14 protein-coding genes and 1 other annotated feature are annotated in these 14,792 nt (G+C 54.5%); of the genes, 10 read left to right on the top strand and 4 right to left on the bottom strand.

Going from position 1 to position 14,792, the window contains the following annotated elements; genetic code table 11:
* The first annotated feature begins 51 nt into the window (after positions 1-51).
* From DK872_RS25180 to DK872_RS25150, 7 genes are all read left to right on the top strand, one after another.
* On the top strand, positions 52-900 hold the full coding sequence (locus DK872_RS25180; RefSeq protein WP_161518944.1) for a phage repressor protein CI: 849 nt from the start codon (positions 52-54) through the stop codon (positions 898-900).
* A 6-nt stretch (positions 901-906) separates the two neighbouring features.
* Positions 907-1,956: a site-specific integrase gene (locus tag DK872_RS25175; RefSeq protein ID WP_149288445.1), complete on the top strand. Its 1,050-nt coding sequence runs from the start codon at positions 907-909 to the stop codon at positions 1,954-1,956.
* A 188-nt stretch (positions 1,957-2,144) separates the two neighbouring features.
* Complete coding sequence (locus tag DK872_RS25170) at positions 2,145-2,555, top strand: DUF2946 domain-containing protein (protein WP_035888430.1); 411 nt, start codon at positions 2,145-2,147, stop codon at positions 2,553-2,555.
* A 62-nt stretch (positions 2,556-2,617) separates the two neighbouring features.
* Complete coding sequence (locus tag DK872_RS25165) at positions 2,618-3,982, top strand: PepSY domain-containing protein (RefSeq protein WP_161518943.1); 1,365 nt, start codon at positions 2,618-2,620, stop codon at positions 3,980-3,982.
* A gap of 180 nt (positions 3,983-4,162) precedes the next feature.
* Positions 4,163-5,233 carry a 3-deoxy-7-phosphoheptulonate synthase AroF gene (gene aroF, locus DK872_RS25160; RefSeq protein ID WP_161518942.1) on the top strand — a complete coding sequence of 357 codons (1,071 nt, stop codon included), beginning with the start codon at positions 4,163-4,165 and terminating at the stop codon, positions 5,231-5,233.
* Positions 5,234-5,242: 9 nt separating this feature from the next.
* Complete coding sequence (gene tyrA, locus DK872_RS25155) at positions 5,243-6,364, top strand: bifunctional chorismate mutase/prephenate dehydrogenase (RefSeq protein ID WP_007370747.1); 1,122 nt, start codon at positions 5,243-5,245, stop codon at positions 6,362-6,364.
* Positions 6,365-6,430: 66 nt separating this feature from the next.
* Positions 6,431-7,303 carry an SMP-30/gluconolactonase/LRE family protein gene (locus tag DK872_RS25150; RefSeq protein WP_161518941.1) on the top strand — a complete coding sequence of 291 codons (873 nt, stop codon included), beginning with the start codon at positions 6,431-6,433 and terminating at the stop codon, positions 7,301-7,303.
* Here the strand turns inward: DK872_RS25150 and pheA are convergent.
* From pheA to bamD, 4 genes are all read right to left on the bottom strand, one after another.
* Positions 7,300-8,460, bottom strand: a complete 1,161-nt coding sequence (gene pheA, locus DK872_RS25145; protein WP_007370749.1) for a bifunctional chorismate mutase/prephenate dehydratase — start codon at positions 8,458-8,460, stop codon at positions 7,300-7,302. The genes DK872_RS25150 and pheA overlap by 4 nt on opposite strands.
* 19 nt (positions 8,461-8,479) lie before the next feature.
* Positions 8,480-8,605 (bottom strand) — a sequence feature (Phe leader region).
* The gene (gene pheL, locus DK872_RS27410; protein WP_194138581.1) at positions 8,554-8,604 is read right to left on the bottom strand and encodes a pheA operon leader peptide PheL; all 51 of its coding nucleotides are present in this window, start codon (positions 8,602-8,604) and stop codon (positions 8,554-8,556) included. It overlaps the preceding feature by 51 nt.
* 102 nt (positions 8,606-8,707) lie before the next feature.
* Positions 8,708-9,046: a ribosome-associated translation inhibitor RaiA gene (raiA, locus tag DK872_RS25140; RefSeq protein WP_007370750.1), complete on the bottom strand. Its 339-nt coding sequence runs from the start codon at positions 9,044-9,046 to the stop codon at positions 8,708-8,710.
* Positions 9,047-9,311: 265 nt separating this feature from the next.
* Entirely contained in the window at positions 9,312-10,049 is a 738-nt protein-coding gene (gene bamD, locus DK872_RS25135) for an outer membrane protein assembly factor BamD (protein WP_007370751.1), read from the bottom strand.
* 131 nt (positions 10,050-10,180) lie between these two features.
* On the opposite strand from bamD, the gene rluD reads away from it, so the two are divergent.
* The 3 genes from rluD (at position 10,181) to clpB (ending at position 14,592) form a co-directional block, all read left to right on the top strand.
* On the top strand, positions 10,181-11,161 hold the full coding sequence (gene rluD / locus DK872_RS25130) for a 23S rRNA pseudouridine(1911/1915/1917) synthase RluD (RefSeq protein ID WP_007370752.1): 981 nt from the start codon (positions 10,181-10,183) through the stop codon (positions 11,159-11,161).
* A complete protein-coding gene (gene yfiH, locus DK872_RS25125; RefSeq protein WP_035888442.1) occupies positions 11,158-11,889 on the top strand; it encodes a purine nucleoside phosphorylase YfiH in 732 nt (243 codons plus the stop codon). The genes rluD and yfiH overlap by 4 nt, the downstream gene beginning before the upstream one ends.
* Before the next feature lie 129 nt (positions 11,890-12,018).
* Positions 12,019-14,592 carry an ATP-dependent chaperone ClpB gene (gene clpB / locus DK872_RS25120; RefSeq protein ID WP_071921201.1) on the top strand — a complete coding sequence of 858 codons (2,574 nt, stop codon included), beginning with the start codon at positions 12,019-12,021 and terminating at the stop codon, positions 14,590-14,592.
* The last annotated feature ends 200 nt before the right edge of the window (positions 14,593-14,792 follow it).

The following is a 14,792-nucleotide window of genomic DNA, read 5'->3' as shown; positions in this document are numbered from 1 at the left end:
ATATAAATCGCAAATGCGATTGTGTAAATCGCTTTTTTGATGTTGGTGAACATGAGTGATAACAAAATGAGTGTTCAGGATGTGATCGAGCGTATTGCTGCGTCCTATTCTGTCTCCAGCCAGAAAGCGCTTGCCGAAGCACTGGATGTCCCGGCGAACAATATCAGTAGCTGGATCCAGCGCGACAGCGTGCCCTATAAGGCAGTGGTCAAATGCGCGCTGGATACCGGCGCAGATTTGCACTGGCTGGTAAACGGTGAATTTGCAAATGCAAAATCAGCGGATAAGCCGCTGCCGAAAGGCAAGGCACTGTACGATGAGATTTTATCGACCGGCGGGCGGCCGGTGCTGCGCCGCATCCTCGATGCGTATGGTTTCCAGATGCAAAAAGATCTCGGCGACCTGCTTGATATCTCCTCCGGAACTATCAGCACCTGGGTGCGGCGTGAGTTTTTTCCCGGCGATGTGGTGGTGACCTGCGCGCTGGATACCGGCGTCTCGCTGAACTGGCTGGCGACCGGGAAAGGTGAAATGTACCCGGCTCCGGCTCCTGCGGCGTCAAATGATGCTGTGCTGAGCATTCCGAAATTCCGGCTGGAATCCGGCGAGCTGAAAGAAGTGGGCGTCTGGGCGCTGGATCGCAGCCTTGCGCCGTCATCGACGGAAGGGCTGAATTTTATCGAGGGGCTGAATGCGGCCTGGCTGGTGGATACCTCGGCGCAGAAAATTGGTAACGGGCGCTGGTTTATCAGTATCGACGATGCGCTGGATGTGTTTGATGTGGTGCGGCTGCCGGGCGGCAAAGTACGTCTGACGAATAATGCGGTCGATTTCGAATGCGGCGTGACAGAGATTGCGCCGTTCGGCGTGGTGGTTTTTACGCTGGAAAAACATGTGTAAGCGGCAATGACGGTCAGCAAACAGAAAAACGGCAAGTGGCTGTGCGAACTGTACCCGCAGGGGCGGGAAGGGCGGCGTATTCGTCGGCAGTTTAATACCAAAGGCGAGGCCGAAGCGTTTGAATCCTGGACGAAACAGGAGGCGCAGGAGAAGCCGTGGCTGGGCGAAAAAGAGGATCGCCGACGTTTAAGCGAGCTGATTGCGCTGTGGTTCAAGTTGCATGGCCAGTCGCTGGCGGCGGGCAAGTCGCGGATGGCGAAGCTGGAGATTGTCTGTCGCGGGCTGGGCGATCCGGTCGCCTCGCGTCTGACCGCCAAAGCCTGGGCGCACTATCGCGACCAGCGTCTGAGCGGAGAAATCGATAACGGTTACACGGCGGACAAAGCAAAGTGGAAGGTGAAGCCAGTCACGGTCAACCGCGAGCAGCAATATCTGAGCGCGGTGTTTAACGAACTGCGGCGGCTGGGGGAATGGTCGCTGCCGAACCCGATTGAAAACGTGCGCATTTTTCGCGAAAAAGAGCGGGAAATGACCTGGCTGACGCAGCCGCAAATCATCACCCTGCTGGCGGCCTGCGAACGCTACGGGCATGCCGATTTAACGCGAGTGGTGAAAATTTGCCTCGCCACCGGCGCGCGCTGGCGCGAGGCGGAAAACCTCAATCGCGCGCAGCTTGTGGCGAATAAAATCACCTTTATCAAAACCAAAGGCGGGCGCAACCGGACGGTGCCTATTCCGCCGTGGCTTTTTGACGAGCTGTCGCCGCTGCAAGGGCAGATGTTTCAGCCGTGCTATGGGGAATTCAGCAAAATGCTGGCCACCACCGATATCGCGCTGGCCGAAGGGCAGAAAACCCACGTTCTGCGCCACACTTTCGCTGCGCATTTCATGACCAATGGCGGCAATATCCTTGTGCTGCAACGCATTCTTGGTCATGCCAATATCCGTGAAACCATGCGTTACGCCCACTTTGCGCCCGATCATCTTGAAGATGCGGTGATGCTCAACCCGCTGTCGCAACTTAATGGCGGCAAAATGGCGGCGGAGGTTGCATAACGCTGCAATTCGCTGCATGAAAAAAGGTTTTATGCGCTGATAAGCAAGGATGAATCGTTGAATGCTGTGAGTGGAAGAAAAAGCGTCTTAACTAACTTTTTTGCTGCGTTTACCTTTTCTTTTTCGAAATAATTTAACCTGCCGGTGATGATTAATTTACAATGCCGCCTCGATCGGGAGGAGATGCGGTGAAGAACGTTTTTCATCAATGGGCAGCAAAACGCTCAGCCACATGGCTGGCGCTGTTTGCGATCCTGCTGATCGTCGTCGCCCCGCTGATTTCCGTCTCCCTGCAACAAGATCCAATGAGTGCCATGCCGGGTATGCATCACGAGATGAGCATGCCGATGCATCATGAGATGTCATCTCAGCCGGAAACGCCCCCACAAACTTCCCTGCCTGTGGATCACGCTGAAGCCTGCGGTTACTGCGTCTTGCTGGCGCATGTGCCTGGCCTGATCCTGCTGGTTGCGCTGCTGCTGATGGGGCGTGCATTGCGCATTCGCCTGAAGCCTGCTCGCCCGCTGGTCAGACAGTGGCACTTCTTCCCCTGGCTGTACCCTGATACTCGCGCGCCGCCGCTTTTCTGCTTTTCCTGACATTTATAAAAGGCCGTTCGCCCCTGCGTAACGGCATGCTTTGACTATTCCTGAGGAAAAGTATGACTTCCTGCACCCCGCGTGCGGCGTGGCTGAATTTGCTGCGGCGCCTGCACTTTTATATTGGCCTGTTTGTCGGGCCTTTTATCTTCATCGCGGCCCTGAGCGGCACGCTGTATGTGGCGACGCCACAACTCGAAAATCTCCTCTACAGCGATGCGCTGTATGGTGTGTCCTCTGGGACTCGCCAGCCGCTTGCTGAGCAGATTGCTGTTGCTGAGCAGGTGACCGGCGGCCATCTGCGTCTGCATGCTGTGCGGCCAGGCCTTGCCGACAACGCCACGACGCGCGTGATGTTTGCCGATCCGCAACTTGGCGTGTCGGAAAACCGCGCCACCTTTATCGATCCCGTAACGTTACAGGTGAAGGGCGATATGACGGTGTACGGTACCAGCGGTATTTTGCCGCTGCGCCAGTGGATCGACTATTTTCACCGCTCGCTGCTGCTGGGCGATGCAGGCCGTCTCTACAGTGAGCTTGCCGCTTCATGGATGTGGGTGGCGGCGCTGGGCGGTATTGCGCTGTGGTTTTTCATGCGTCCGAAACGGCGGATAAATAACGCGGTGCAAAACCATCGCCGCCTGCATGTGGTGCTCGGCTGGAGCCTGCTGGCCGGTATGCTGCTGTTTTCCGCCACCGGCCTGACGTGGTCGCAGTGGGCGGGCGGCAATGTCGATAGCCTGCGGGCGGCTTTTGGCTGGATGACGCCGCAGGTCAACACGCAGCTTGATGGCGCAGAGATGGCGACCGATCCCCATGCGGAACATCATCTGCATCATGCGGGTATGAACATGCCGGAAATGGCGCTGGATTTGGTGCAATTCGATGATGTGTTGCAGGTTGCCCGGCGGGCCGGAATTGCTGCCAGCAAGCTGGAGATCCGTCCGCCGCGCAGCATGGATAAAGCGTGGACGGTGACAGAAATCGATCGCGGCTGGCCAACGAAGGTTGATGCGGTAGCGATTAATGGCAGCACACTGGCGGTGGTTGATCGCACGCGGTTTGCCGACTTCCCGCTGATGGCGAAACTGACGCGCTGGGGCGTCGATTTTCATATGGGTGTGTTGTTCGGTCTTGCGAACCAGTTATTACTGATCCTCTTTGGCGCAGCACTGTGCGTGATGATCGTGGTTGGCTATCGCTTGTGGTGGATTCGCCGACCGGCAGGCGCTGCGGTTAATCCGGCTGCAACCTTGCTTTCTTGCTGGCTGAGTTTAAGCCGGGCAGGTCGCGTTAGCACGCTGGTTATTGCGCTGCTGCTGGGGCTCATGTTGCCGGTGATGGGCGGCAGTCTGCTGCTGTTTATACTGATTGATGCACTGCGCTGGAAACGTGCCGTGCAGCGTTCAGCCAGCGCGCAGGCATAAGCAAAAGGCGCTGAGTGTAAATATATAATTACACTAAGCGCCGTAATCAGGCGGAATAAATTGCCAATGTAAAGAAATCGGTACGTTTTGTGGATTGAAATCTTTACCGTATGTGGTATGGTTACGCCATCCTCTGCGGAGGAACCCTTATCGCAAAACGAGTCATACAGGATCGCCATCATGCAAAAAGACGCGCTGAACAACGTACATATCACCGACGAACAGGTTTTAATTACCCCGGAACAATTGAAAGCGGCTTTCCCGCTGACCATTGAGCAGGAAGCGCAAATCGCGCAGTCCCGCCAGACCATCTCCAACATCATTGCCGGAAAAGATCCGCGTCTGCTGGTGGTGTGTGGCCCTTGCTCGATTCACGATCCTGAAGCCGCGATTGAATATGCTCGTCGATTTAAAGCCCTTGCCGCAGAGGTCAGCGATAGCCTCTATCTGGTGATGCGCGTCTATTTTGAAAAACCCCGTACCACCGTTGGCTGGAAGGGGCTGATTAACGATCCGCACATGGATGGCTCGTTTGATGTGGAAGCCGGCCTGAAGATTGCGCGTCGTCTGCTGGTGGAACTGGTGAGTATGGGCCTGCCGCTGGCGACCGAAGCGCTGGATCCGAACAGCCCGCAGTTCCTCGGCGACTTGTTTAGCTGGTCGGCAATTGGTGCGCGTACCACAGAATCCCAGACGCACCGTGAAATGGCGTCCGGCCTGTCGATGCCGGTCGGTTTCAAAAACGGCACCGACGGTAGCCTGGCTACGGCAATCAATGCCATGCGAGCAGCGGCAATGCCACACCGCTTTGTCGGCATCAACCAGGCCGGTCAGGTTTGCCTGCTGCAAACCCTGGGTAATCCGGATGGGCATGTGATCCTGCGCGGCGGCAAAGCGCCAAACTACAGCCCGGCGGATGTTGCGCAGTGTGAAAAAGAGATGGAACAGGCGGGACTGAAACCGTCGCTGATGGTAGATTGCAGCCATGGTAATTCCAACAAAGATTACCGTCGCCAGCCTGCCGTTGCCGAATCTGTGGTGGCACAGATCAAAGATGGCAACCGTTCGATTACCGGTCTGATGATTGAAAGCAATATTCATGAAGGCAATCAATCTTCTGAGCAGCCGCGCAGCGCCATGAAGTATGGCGTTTCCGTGACGGATGCCTGCATTAGCTGGGAATCGACCGAAGCGCTGCTGCGTGAGATCGATAAAGATCTGCGCAATAGTCTGGCGGCGCGTTTCGCTTAAGAGGTTGTTATGGTTGCTGAATTGACCGCGCTGCGCGATCAAATTGATGAAGTGGATAAGGCGCTGCTGGGGCTGCTGGCGCGCCGTCTGGAGCTGGTGGCCGAAGTTGGTGAAGTAAAAAGCAAATATGGTTTGCCGATCTACGTGCCGGAACGTGAAGCCTCAATGCTGGCTTCTCGCCGCAAAGAGGCCGAATTGCTCGGCGTTCCGCCGGATCTGATTGAAGATGTGCTGCGCCGCGTGATGCGCGAATCCTACTCCAGCGAAAATGACAAAGGTTTTAAAACCCTGTGTCCTGAAATGCGGCCGGTGGTGATTGTTGGCGGCGCGGGTCAGATGGGGCAACTGTTTGCCAAAATGTTGACGCTGTCGGGTTATCAGGTGCGCATTCTGGAGAAAGAGGACTGGGCACAGGCGGGTGAGCTGCTGGCCGATGCCGGTATGGTGATTGTCAGTGTGCCGATCCACGTGACCGAACAGGTGATAGGCCAACTGCCGCCGCTGCCGGATGACTGTATTCTGGTCGATCTGGCGTCGGTGAAAAGTGGTCCGTTGCAGGCGATGTTGTCGGCGCATAAAGGCCCGGTGCTGGGTCTGCACCCTATGTTTGGCCCGGACAGCGGCAGCCTTGCCAAGCAGGTGGTGGTCTGGTGCGACGGACGTCAGCCTGAGGCGTACCAATGGTTCCTCGAACAGATTCAGGTCTGGGGCGCGCGTCTGCATCGCATCAGCGCTGTCGAACACGACCAGAATATGGCGTTTATTCAGGCGCTGCGCCACTTCGCGACGTTCGCTTACGGGTTGCATCTGGCCGAAGAGAATGTGCAGCTTGAGCAGTTGCTGGCACTCTCATCGCCGATTTATCGTCTGGAGCTGGCAATGGTTGGGCGCCTGTTCGCCCAGGATCCGCAGCTTTACGCAGACATTATTATGTCGTCGTCGAACAATCTGGCGCTGATCAAGCGTTACTACCAGCGCTTTGGCGAAGCCATCGGGTTGCTGGAGCAGGGCGACAAACAGGCCTTTATCGACAGCTTCCGCAAAGTGGAGCACTGGTTTGGCGATTACGCTCAGCGTTTTCAGAACGAAAGCCGCGTATTGCTGCGCCAGGCGAACGACAGCCGCCAGTAAAAGAAAAGCCGTTTATACTGAAAAGCCAGTGGTTACCGCTGGCTTTTTTCATTTAAGGGATGCGCAATGGCGGAGTTACAGAAGCTGTTTGATTACACCGGCCATCTGCCGGAGTGCCCGACCTGGAGCGAAGCTGAACAGGCGCTTTACTGGGCGGATATTCTGGAAAGTGAAATTCATCGTTACTATCTGGCATCTGGCGAACATCGGGTGCTCTCCTTCCCGGAAGAGGTCGGCTGTTTTGCGTTGCGCGAGAAGGGCGGATTTATCGTGGCAATGCGTAACGCCATCTGGCTGACGGATGCGCACGGCCTGCTGCGACAGAAAGTGTGCGACAACCCATCGAACCCGCAACTGGCGCGCTTTAACGATGGCGGCACCGATCAGCGGGGGCGCTTTTACGCCGGGACGTTCTGGGGGCCGGGCGATTACAACGGTGCTTTGTTGCTGCGTGTGGATAACGATCTGACGCCGAAAGTGGTGCAGTGCGATATTCACGGTGCGAATGGTCTGGCGTTCAGCCAGGATCAGCAATGGATGTTTACCTCCGACACGCCCAACGGTGTGATTTATCGTACGCCGCTGGATGCGCAGGGCGAACCGGGGCGTCGGGAAGTGTTCCGCCGGTTTACTGCCGGAGAGGGGATCCCGGATGGTGCAGCGGTGGATGTGGAAGGCTGCTACTGGAGTGCGATGTTCGACGGCTGGCGCGTGGCGCGCTTCTCACCGCAGGGCGAACAGCTTGCGGAGTACCGTTTACCGGTACGTTGCCCGACAATGGTCTGCTTTGGCGGTGATGACATGAAAACGCTGTTTATCACTACCACACGGGAAAATATGGAAGAAGAAGAGCTGGCGCGTTATCCGCTTTCTGGCGCTATCTTCACCCTGCCGGTGAATGTGGCAGGGATGAAGAAACCGCTGTTTAGAGAGTGTTAAACCGGATCGACCGGCACAACGTTTTCGCTGGGATAGCAGCCAAGCACTTTCAGCGAACGGGTGATATCGCCCAGTTCGCGCAGCGCTTTTTGCATTTCTGCTGAGTGGAGATTGGCCTGCACATCAAGGTAGAACATCTCTTCCCACGGATTGCCATGAATCGGACGCGACTCCAGTTTGGTCATGATCAGGTTGTGATTGCGCAGCACCAGCAGCGCTTCAACCAGCGCACCAGCCTGTTGGCCTGTCGCCATCAGTAGCGTGGTTTTCGCCGGAACCTGCTCTGATACATCAATGGCTTTACGCGCCAGCACGATAAAGCGGGTGATGTTCTGTGTCTGGTTCGCCAGATTCCGCTCCAGCACCTGTAAACCGTACAGTGCGCCGCCCGCTTCGCTGCCCAGCGCAGCAACGTGCGGTGAGCTCGCCTGCGCCACTTTCTCCATCGCAGCCGAGGTGCTTTCGCAATATTCGATTTTCCACTGCGGGTAGCGGTTCAGGAACTGGCTGCACTGCTGGAAAGGTTGCGGGTGGCTGTAAACCGTCTGGATCTGCTCAAGATCTGTCGAGCCGGAAACCAACACACAGTGATCGATAGGCACAGTCAGTTCACCAACAATCGACAAGCTGGTGTGCTGAAGTAAATCGTACACGTCGTTGATAGCACCAGAGCTGGTATTTTCCAGCGGCACCACGGCGTAATCCGCCTGGCCGGTTTCGACCTGGTTAAAAATATCGTGAAACTTCAGGCAACCGCTCTCGATAAATTGCTCAAAATGGCGGGCGGCGTACTGACGCGCCGCGAGGTGCGAATAAGAGCCTTTCGGCCCCAGAAAAGCGATGCGCGCTGAGTGCGGATTGATCTTGTTGAGGTGCTGCTGGAGCAGAGCTTGCTGAGTCAGGACGGAATCTTCAATGATCAGCTGGAACAGGCGGGTGATGTAATGTGCATCGAGGTGATGCGCTTTGCCCAGTTGGATCAGGCGCTCCAGTAAATCCCGCTCGCGGTCGATATCGCGCACCGGGCGGTGTGAGTCGAGCTTGGCTTTGCCGACTTCAACGGAGAGCTGGCGGCGCTCGGCTAGCAGGGTCAGCAACTGCTCATCCAGTGCACTGATCTTTACGCGTAAATCCAGTAAGGGGTTTTCAGCCGTCATGTTGTTGCCTTTTATTATTAAAAAAAAAGCCTCCCGGAGTGGGAGGCCTTATTGTTCGTCTTCGCATTCTTTATCACAAAACGAATCGCCTCCCTATTTGGGGAAGGTAAAAAAGAATGCGAAGAAGAACGGTACAAGTTTCATGTAAATTTCCTTTGAGCGACCGAAGTACAGTACCCGCACTGTTTTCGCTCTGTCAATAAAAAACGCGCCCGCAGGCGCGTTGGATATGGACTCAATGTAGAGACTACTCTTCTTCTTCCTCAACGAAGCTTGTGTCTTTCACCGATGTTGCGGCGCGACGTGCTTCACCTTTGTGTTGCACTTTATTGAGCTGCCGTTCCAGCTTGTTAATCAATTCGTTGATAGCGGTGTACATATCTTCATGCCGCGCGCTGGCCACCAGATGTCCATTCGGTGTGTTGATCGTGGCATCAGCGATAAAGCCCTGCGGCTCTTTGGAGAGAATGATATGTGGATTAATCAGATGTGTTTGCCATTTATCCAGTTTGGCGAGACGGTCTGCGACATGCTGGCGGATTGCCGGAGTAATTTCCATTTGTTTACTGGTAATGTTCATTGTCATAAATTTTACCTCTTGTCTTTCCGTCTTGGTGATTTCAGCATACCGTGCTTAATGTCAAAAAGCGTGATTTAAATCACATTATTTTGTCGGTTTTTGTCAAAGGAAAGGTTTTGTGAGGCAGGACAGGAAGAGGGGAAAATTACCTTGTGGAACTCTCCATTAGCGGTCATAGTTGATTGGATGAATTGCGGCTAAACCGCTTCAGCTATTGGTGAAATGAATAAAAAAACGGCAGCCACTGGCTGCCGTTTTGTGTTTCAGAGACTTATGTATTGCTGCTGTTGGCCGCGATAATTTTCGCAACCTTGTCTGCCTGCGCGTTCATTTGCATCTCGCGGTAGGCTTTTTCCATTTTCGGCAGCGCATCACGTGTCGCCTGCGTATCCGGATAATCACGCAGCATGCCTTCTACGCGGTTGACAACCGCAACCCAGGCACCGCGATCGGTGTAGTAGTTCACCACCGACAGCTCATATTTCGACAGACGATCTTTCAGGAACACCAGACGCTTGGTGGCATCGGTAACGTACTGGCTCTGCGGATAGCCGCGTACCAGTTTGCTGAAGTCATTGAACGCCTCACGCGCATGAGCCGGGTCACGATCGCTGCGATCCACGCCGAAGAACCCTTGCAGAGCACTGTCGTCCAGCGCCATGTTGGTCAGCCCACGCATATACATCACATAATCGATGTTCGGATGGGTTGGGTTCAGACGAATAAAACGGTCAATCGCGGCTTGCGCCAGCGGTAAATCGGCGTTTTTGTAGTAGGCGTAGATCAGATCCAACTGCACTTGCTGTGAGTACGGACCAAACGGATAACGATTATCCAGTGCTTCCAGTTGCGTTATTGCCGCCTTCCAGTTACCGTCTTGCAGTTTTTGCTGGGCAGTCGCGTAGATTTCATTTGGTGGATTATCAGGCACCTCTTCCTTTGAACCGGAGCAACCCGCCAAAGCCAGACTCAACGTGGCGGCTGCCACCAGATATTTCAAGCGCGTCATGACGTTTAGACTTTCCTCAGAATGTTTATGCGGGAGATTCTTTATTCCTGCTCCCGACTAAGACCAGCTACAATAGCACACTATATTAAACGGCGAAGCCGTAAAACCCAACGTTAACGAAGAAGCTGTATATGGCACAACGAGTACAACTCACCGCAACGGTGTCCGAAAACCAACTCGGTCAACGCTTAGATCAGGCTTTGGCCGAATTGTTCCCGGATTATTCACGTTCGCGAATAAAAGAATGGATCCTCGACCAGCACGTGCAGGTCAACGGCAGTATTTGCGACAAACCGAAAGAGAAAGTGTTGGGTGGAGAACGCATCACTATTGATGTGGAAATTGAAGAAGAAGCGCGCTTCGAACCGCAGGATATCCCACTGAACATCGTCTATGAAGATGATGACATTATCGTGATCAATAAACCGCGCGACCTCGTCGTTCACCCGGGTGCAGGTAACCCGGACGGTACGGTGCTGAATGCATTGCTGCACTATTATCCGCCGATTGCCGATGTTCCGCGCGCGGGGATCGTGCACCGTCTGGACAAAGATACCACCGGCTTGATGGTGGTAGCGAAAACGATCCCGGCGCAAACACGGCTGGTCGAGTCGCTGCAACTGCGCGAAATCACGCGTGAATATGAAGCGGTAGCGATTGGGCATATGACGTCAGGTGGTACGGTTGAAGAACCCATCAGTCGCCACCCGACCAAGCGTACTCATATGTCGGTGCACCCGATGGGTAAACCGGCGGTAACGCACTACCGCATTATGGAGCACTTCCGTGTGCACACGCGTCTGCGCCTGCGTCTGGAAACCGGCCGCACCCACCAGATCCGCGTGCATATGGCGCATATCACTCATCCGCTGGTTGGCGATCAGCTTTATGGTGGCCGTCCGCGTCCGCCGAAAGGCGCTTCCGACGAATTTATCGATGTGCTGCGCAAGTTTGATCGTCAGGCTCTGCACGCTACGATGCTGCGTCTTTACCACCCCATCAGCGGCATTGAGATGGAGTGGCACGCGCCTATTCCGCAGGACATGGTGGATTTGATTGCTGCCATGCGCGCGGATTTTGAAACCCATAAGGATGATGTCGCCTGGTTATGACCAAACTGATCCTCCCTGAGTGGCCGCAGCCGAAAGGCGTGGCGTCATGCAGTTCAACCCGTATCGGTGGTGTGAGCTTGTCACCTTATCACTCGCTAAACCTCGGCGCCCACTGTGGCGACGATGCGGAGCATGTGGAAGAGAATCGCAAACGAATGTTTGCCGGGGGAGGGCTGCCTTCAAAACCGGTATGGCTTGAGCAGGTACACGGTACCGACGTACTGCTGCTCGATGGTGGGCCTTATACCTCTAAACGGGCGGATGCGTCATACAGCAACACGCCCGGTGCGGTTTGCGCGGTGATGACCGCCGACTGCCTGCCGGTGCTGTTTTGCAATCGTGATGGAACCGAAGTCGCTGCTGCTCATGCCGGTTGGCGCGGGTTGTGTGCGGGCGTGCTGGAAAAGACGGTTGCCTGTTTTACCGACCAGCCGGAAAACCTGCTCGCCTGGTTAGGCCCAGCGATTGGGCCGCAGGCGTTTGAAGTCGGCGCAGAAGTGCGTGAGGCATTTATGGCGCATGATGTCGAGGCCGATCGGGCTTTTCGTCCGCACGGTGAGAAATATTTCGCTGATATCTACCAGCTCGCGCGCCAGCGTCTGGCGTCGGTGGGCGTCCAGCAAGTATTCGGTGGTGAGCACTGCACCTTCAGTCAAAAGGATGATTTTTTCTCATACCGCCGGGACAAGATAACCGGCCGTATGGCAAGTTTTATTTGGCTGATATAACCTAAAGAATCAAGACGATCCAGTTCGCATATGCTTTCTTTTGCATAATTCAGGTCACTCACCTTGAATAATTGAGGGATGACCTCATTTAATCTCCAGTAGCAATTTTGACCTGTTATGGGAGGAGTTATGCGTCTGGATCGTCTTACCAATAAATTCCAGCTTGCTCTTGCCGATGCCCAGTCTCTCGCACTGGGGCACGACAACCAATTTATCGAACCCCTTCATTTAATGAGCGCCCTGCTGAAGCAGGAAGGCGGTTCGGTTTTTCCTTTATTAACCTCTGCCGGCGTTAATGCTGGCTCGCTACGTACAGCCGTTGAAGAGGCATTGAGCCGTTTACCGCAGGTGGAAGGCACCGGCGGCGATGTGCAGCCTTCTCAGGATTTAGTACGTGTGCTCAATCTTTGCGACAAGCTGGCGCAAAAACGGGGTGACAACTTTATTTCGTCAGAACTTTTTGTTCTGGCGGCGCTGGAGTCTCGCGGTACGCTGACCGATTTACTGAAATCGGCGGGCGCAACTACGGCGAATGTGACTCAGGCCATTGAACAAATGCGTGGGGGTGAAAACGTGAACGATCAAGGGGCTGAAGACCAACGTCAGGCCTTGAAGAAATTCACCGTCGATCTGACCGAGCGTGCCGAACAAGGCAAGCTCGATCCGGTTATCGGCCGTGACGAAGAGATCCGCCGTACCATTCAGGTACTGCAACGCCGGACTAAAAACAACCCGGTGCTGATTGGTGAGCCGGGGGTGGGTAAAACCGCTATCGTTGAAGGACTGGCGCAGCGCATTGTTAATGGTGAAGTGCCGGAAGGGCTGAAAGGTCGGCGCGTTCTGGCGCTGGACATGGGCGCGCTGGTGGCCGGGGCGAAATACCGCGGTGAGTTTGAAGAGCGCCTGAAAGGTGTGCTGAACGATCTCTCTAAACAGGAAGGCAATGTCATTCTGTTTATCGACGAACTGCATACCATGGTTGGCGCCGGGAAAGCCGATGGTGCGATGGATGCGGGTAATATGCTGAAGCCAGCACTGGCGCGTGGCGAACTGCATTGCGTTGGTGCCACCACGCTGGATGAGTATCGTCAGTATATAGAGAAAGATGCTGCGCTGGAGCGTCGTTTCCAGAAAGTGTTTGTTGCTGAGCCGACAGTGGAAGACACCATTGCGATTCTGCGTGGCCTGAAAGAACGTTATGAGCTGCACCACCATGTGCAGATTACCGACCCGGCGATCGTCGCGGCGGCAACGTTGTCGCATCGCTATATTTCCGATCGTCAGTTGCCGGATAAGGCTATCGACCTGATCGATGAAGCTGCATCCAGCATTCGTATGCAGATTGACTCTAAACCGGAAGAGCTTGACCGTCTTGATCGCCGTATTATCCAGCTCAAGCTGGAACAGCGCGCGCTGATGAAAGAGTCTGACGAAGCGAGTAAAAAACGCCTCGAAATGCTTAACGAAGAGCTGGAAGATAAAGAGCGTCAGTATTCGGCATTAGAAGAAGAGTGGAAAGCTGAGAAAGCTTCTCTCTCCGGCACCCAGACCATTAAGGCTGAACTGGAACAGGCGAAAATCGCGATGGAACAGGCGCGGCGTAATGGCGATCTTGGACGGATGTCGGAGTTGCAGTACGGGAAAATACCCGAACTGGAAAAACAGCTGGAAGCGGCAACCCAGGCTGAAGGCAAAACGATGCGTCTGTTGCGTAATCGCGTGACGGATATTGAGATCGCCGAAGTGCTGGCGCGCTGGACCGGTATTCCGGTGTCGCGGATGATGGAAGGCGAACGTGAAAAACTGTTGCGCATGGAGCATGACCTGCATCATCGCGTGATTGGTCAGGACGAAGCGGTAGAAGCGGTATCGAACGCCATTCGCCGTAGCCGTGCGGGTCTGTCAGATCCGAATCGCCCGATCGGTTCGTTCCTGTTCCTTGGGCCAACCGGGGTAGGGAAAACCGAGCTGTGTAAATCGCTGGCGAACTTTATGTTCGATAGCGACGATGCAATGGTGCGTATCGACATGTCTGAGTTTATGGAAAAACACTCCGTTTCTCGGCTGGTGGGTGCACCTCCGGGATATGTCGGTTATGAAGAAGGTGGCTATCTGACAGAAGCGGTTCGTCGTCGCCCCTATTCCGTCATCCTGCTAGATGAAGTGGAAAAAGCGCATCCGGATGTATTCAACATCTTGTTGCAGGTGCTTGACGATGGTCGTCTGACGGATGGACAGGGCAGGACGGTGGATTTCCGTAATACTGTCGTGATCATGACTTCGAACCTCGGTTCCGATCTGATTCAGGAACGTTTCGGCGATCTGGATTATGGTCATATGAAGGAATTGGTTATGGGAGTGGTAAGTCAAAGCTTCCGTCCGGAGTTTATCAACCGTATTGATGAAGTGGTTGTCTTCCATCCGCTGGGTGAGAAACATATTGCTGCTATTGCGCAGATCCAGTTGCAGCGTTTGTACAAACGTCTGGAAGAGCGTGGCTATGCGGTGACTATCTCTGACGAAGCCCTGAAGCTATTGAGCGCGAATGGTTACGATCCGGTGTATGGTGCGCGTCCGTTGAAACGTGCTATCCAACAGCAGATCGAAAACCCGCTGGCGCAGCAGATATTGTCTGGTGAGCTTATTCCAGGCAAAACGGTGCAGCTTGTCGTAAAAGACGATCGTATTGTGGCAGTGCAGTAAGTCACAAAATAAAGAAAACGGGCCCTCAGGGGCTCGTTTTTGTATAAAAACCAGGCAAAAATTACCTTTCAGAGGTCGGTTTGCCTGGAAAGTAATCAAACGATAATTTTTTTGAATTTTATACTTGTCAGCCAGAATTATCTCCCTATAATGCGCCTCCACTGACACGGCACAACGGCATACACACCGGCCTGTCAGGT

The organism is Kosakonia sp. MH5 (assembly GCF_009935945.1).
Classification (GTDB): domain Bacteria; phylum Pseudomonadota; class Gammaproteobacteria; order Enterobacterales; family Enterobacteriaceae; genus Kosakonia; species Kosakonia radicincitans.
The sequence above is the reverse complement of the archived record's forward strand: the minus strand, read 5'-3'. Positions and strand labels throughout refer to the sequence as shown.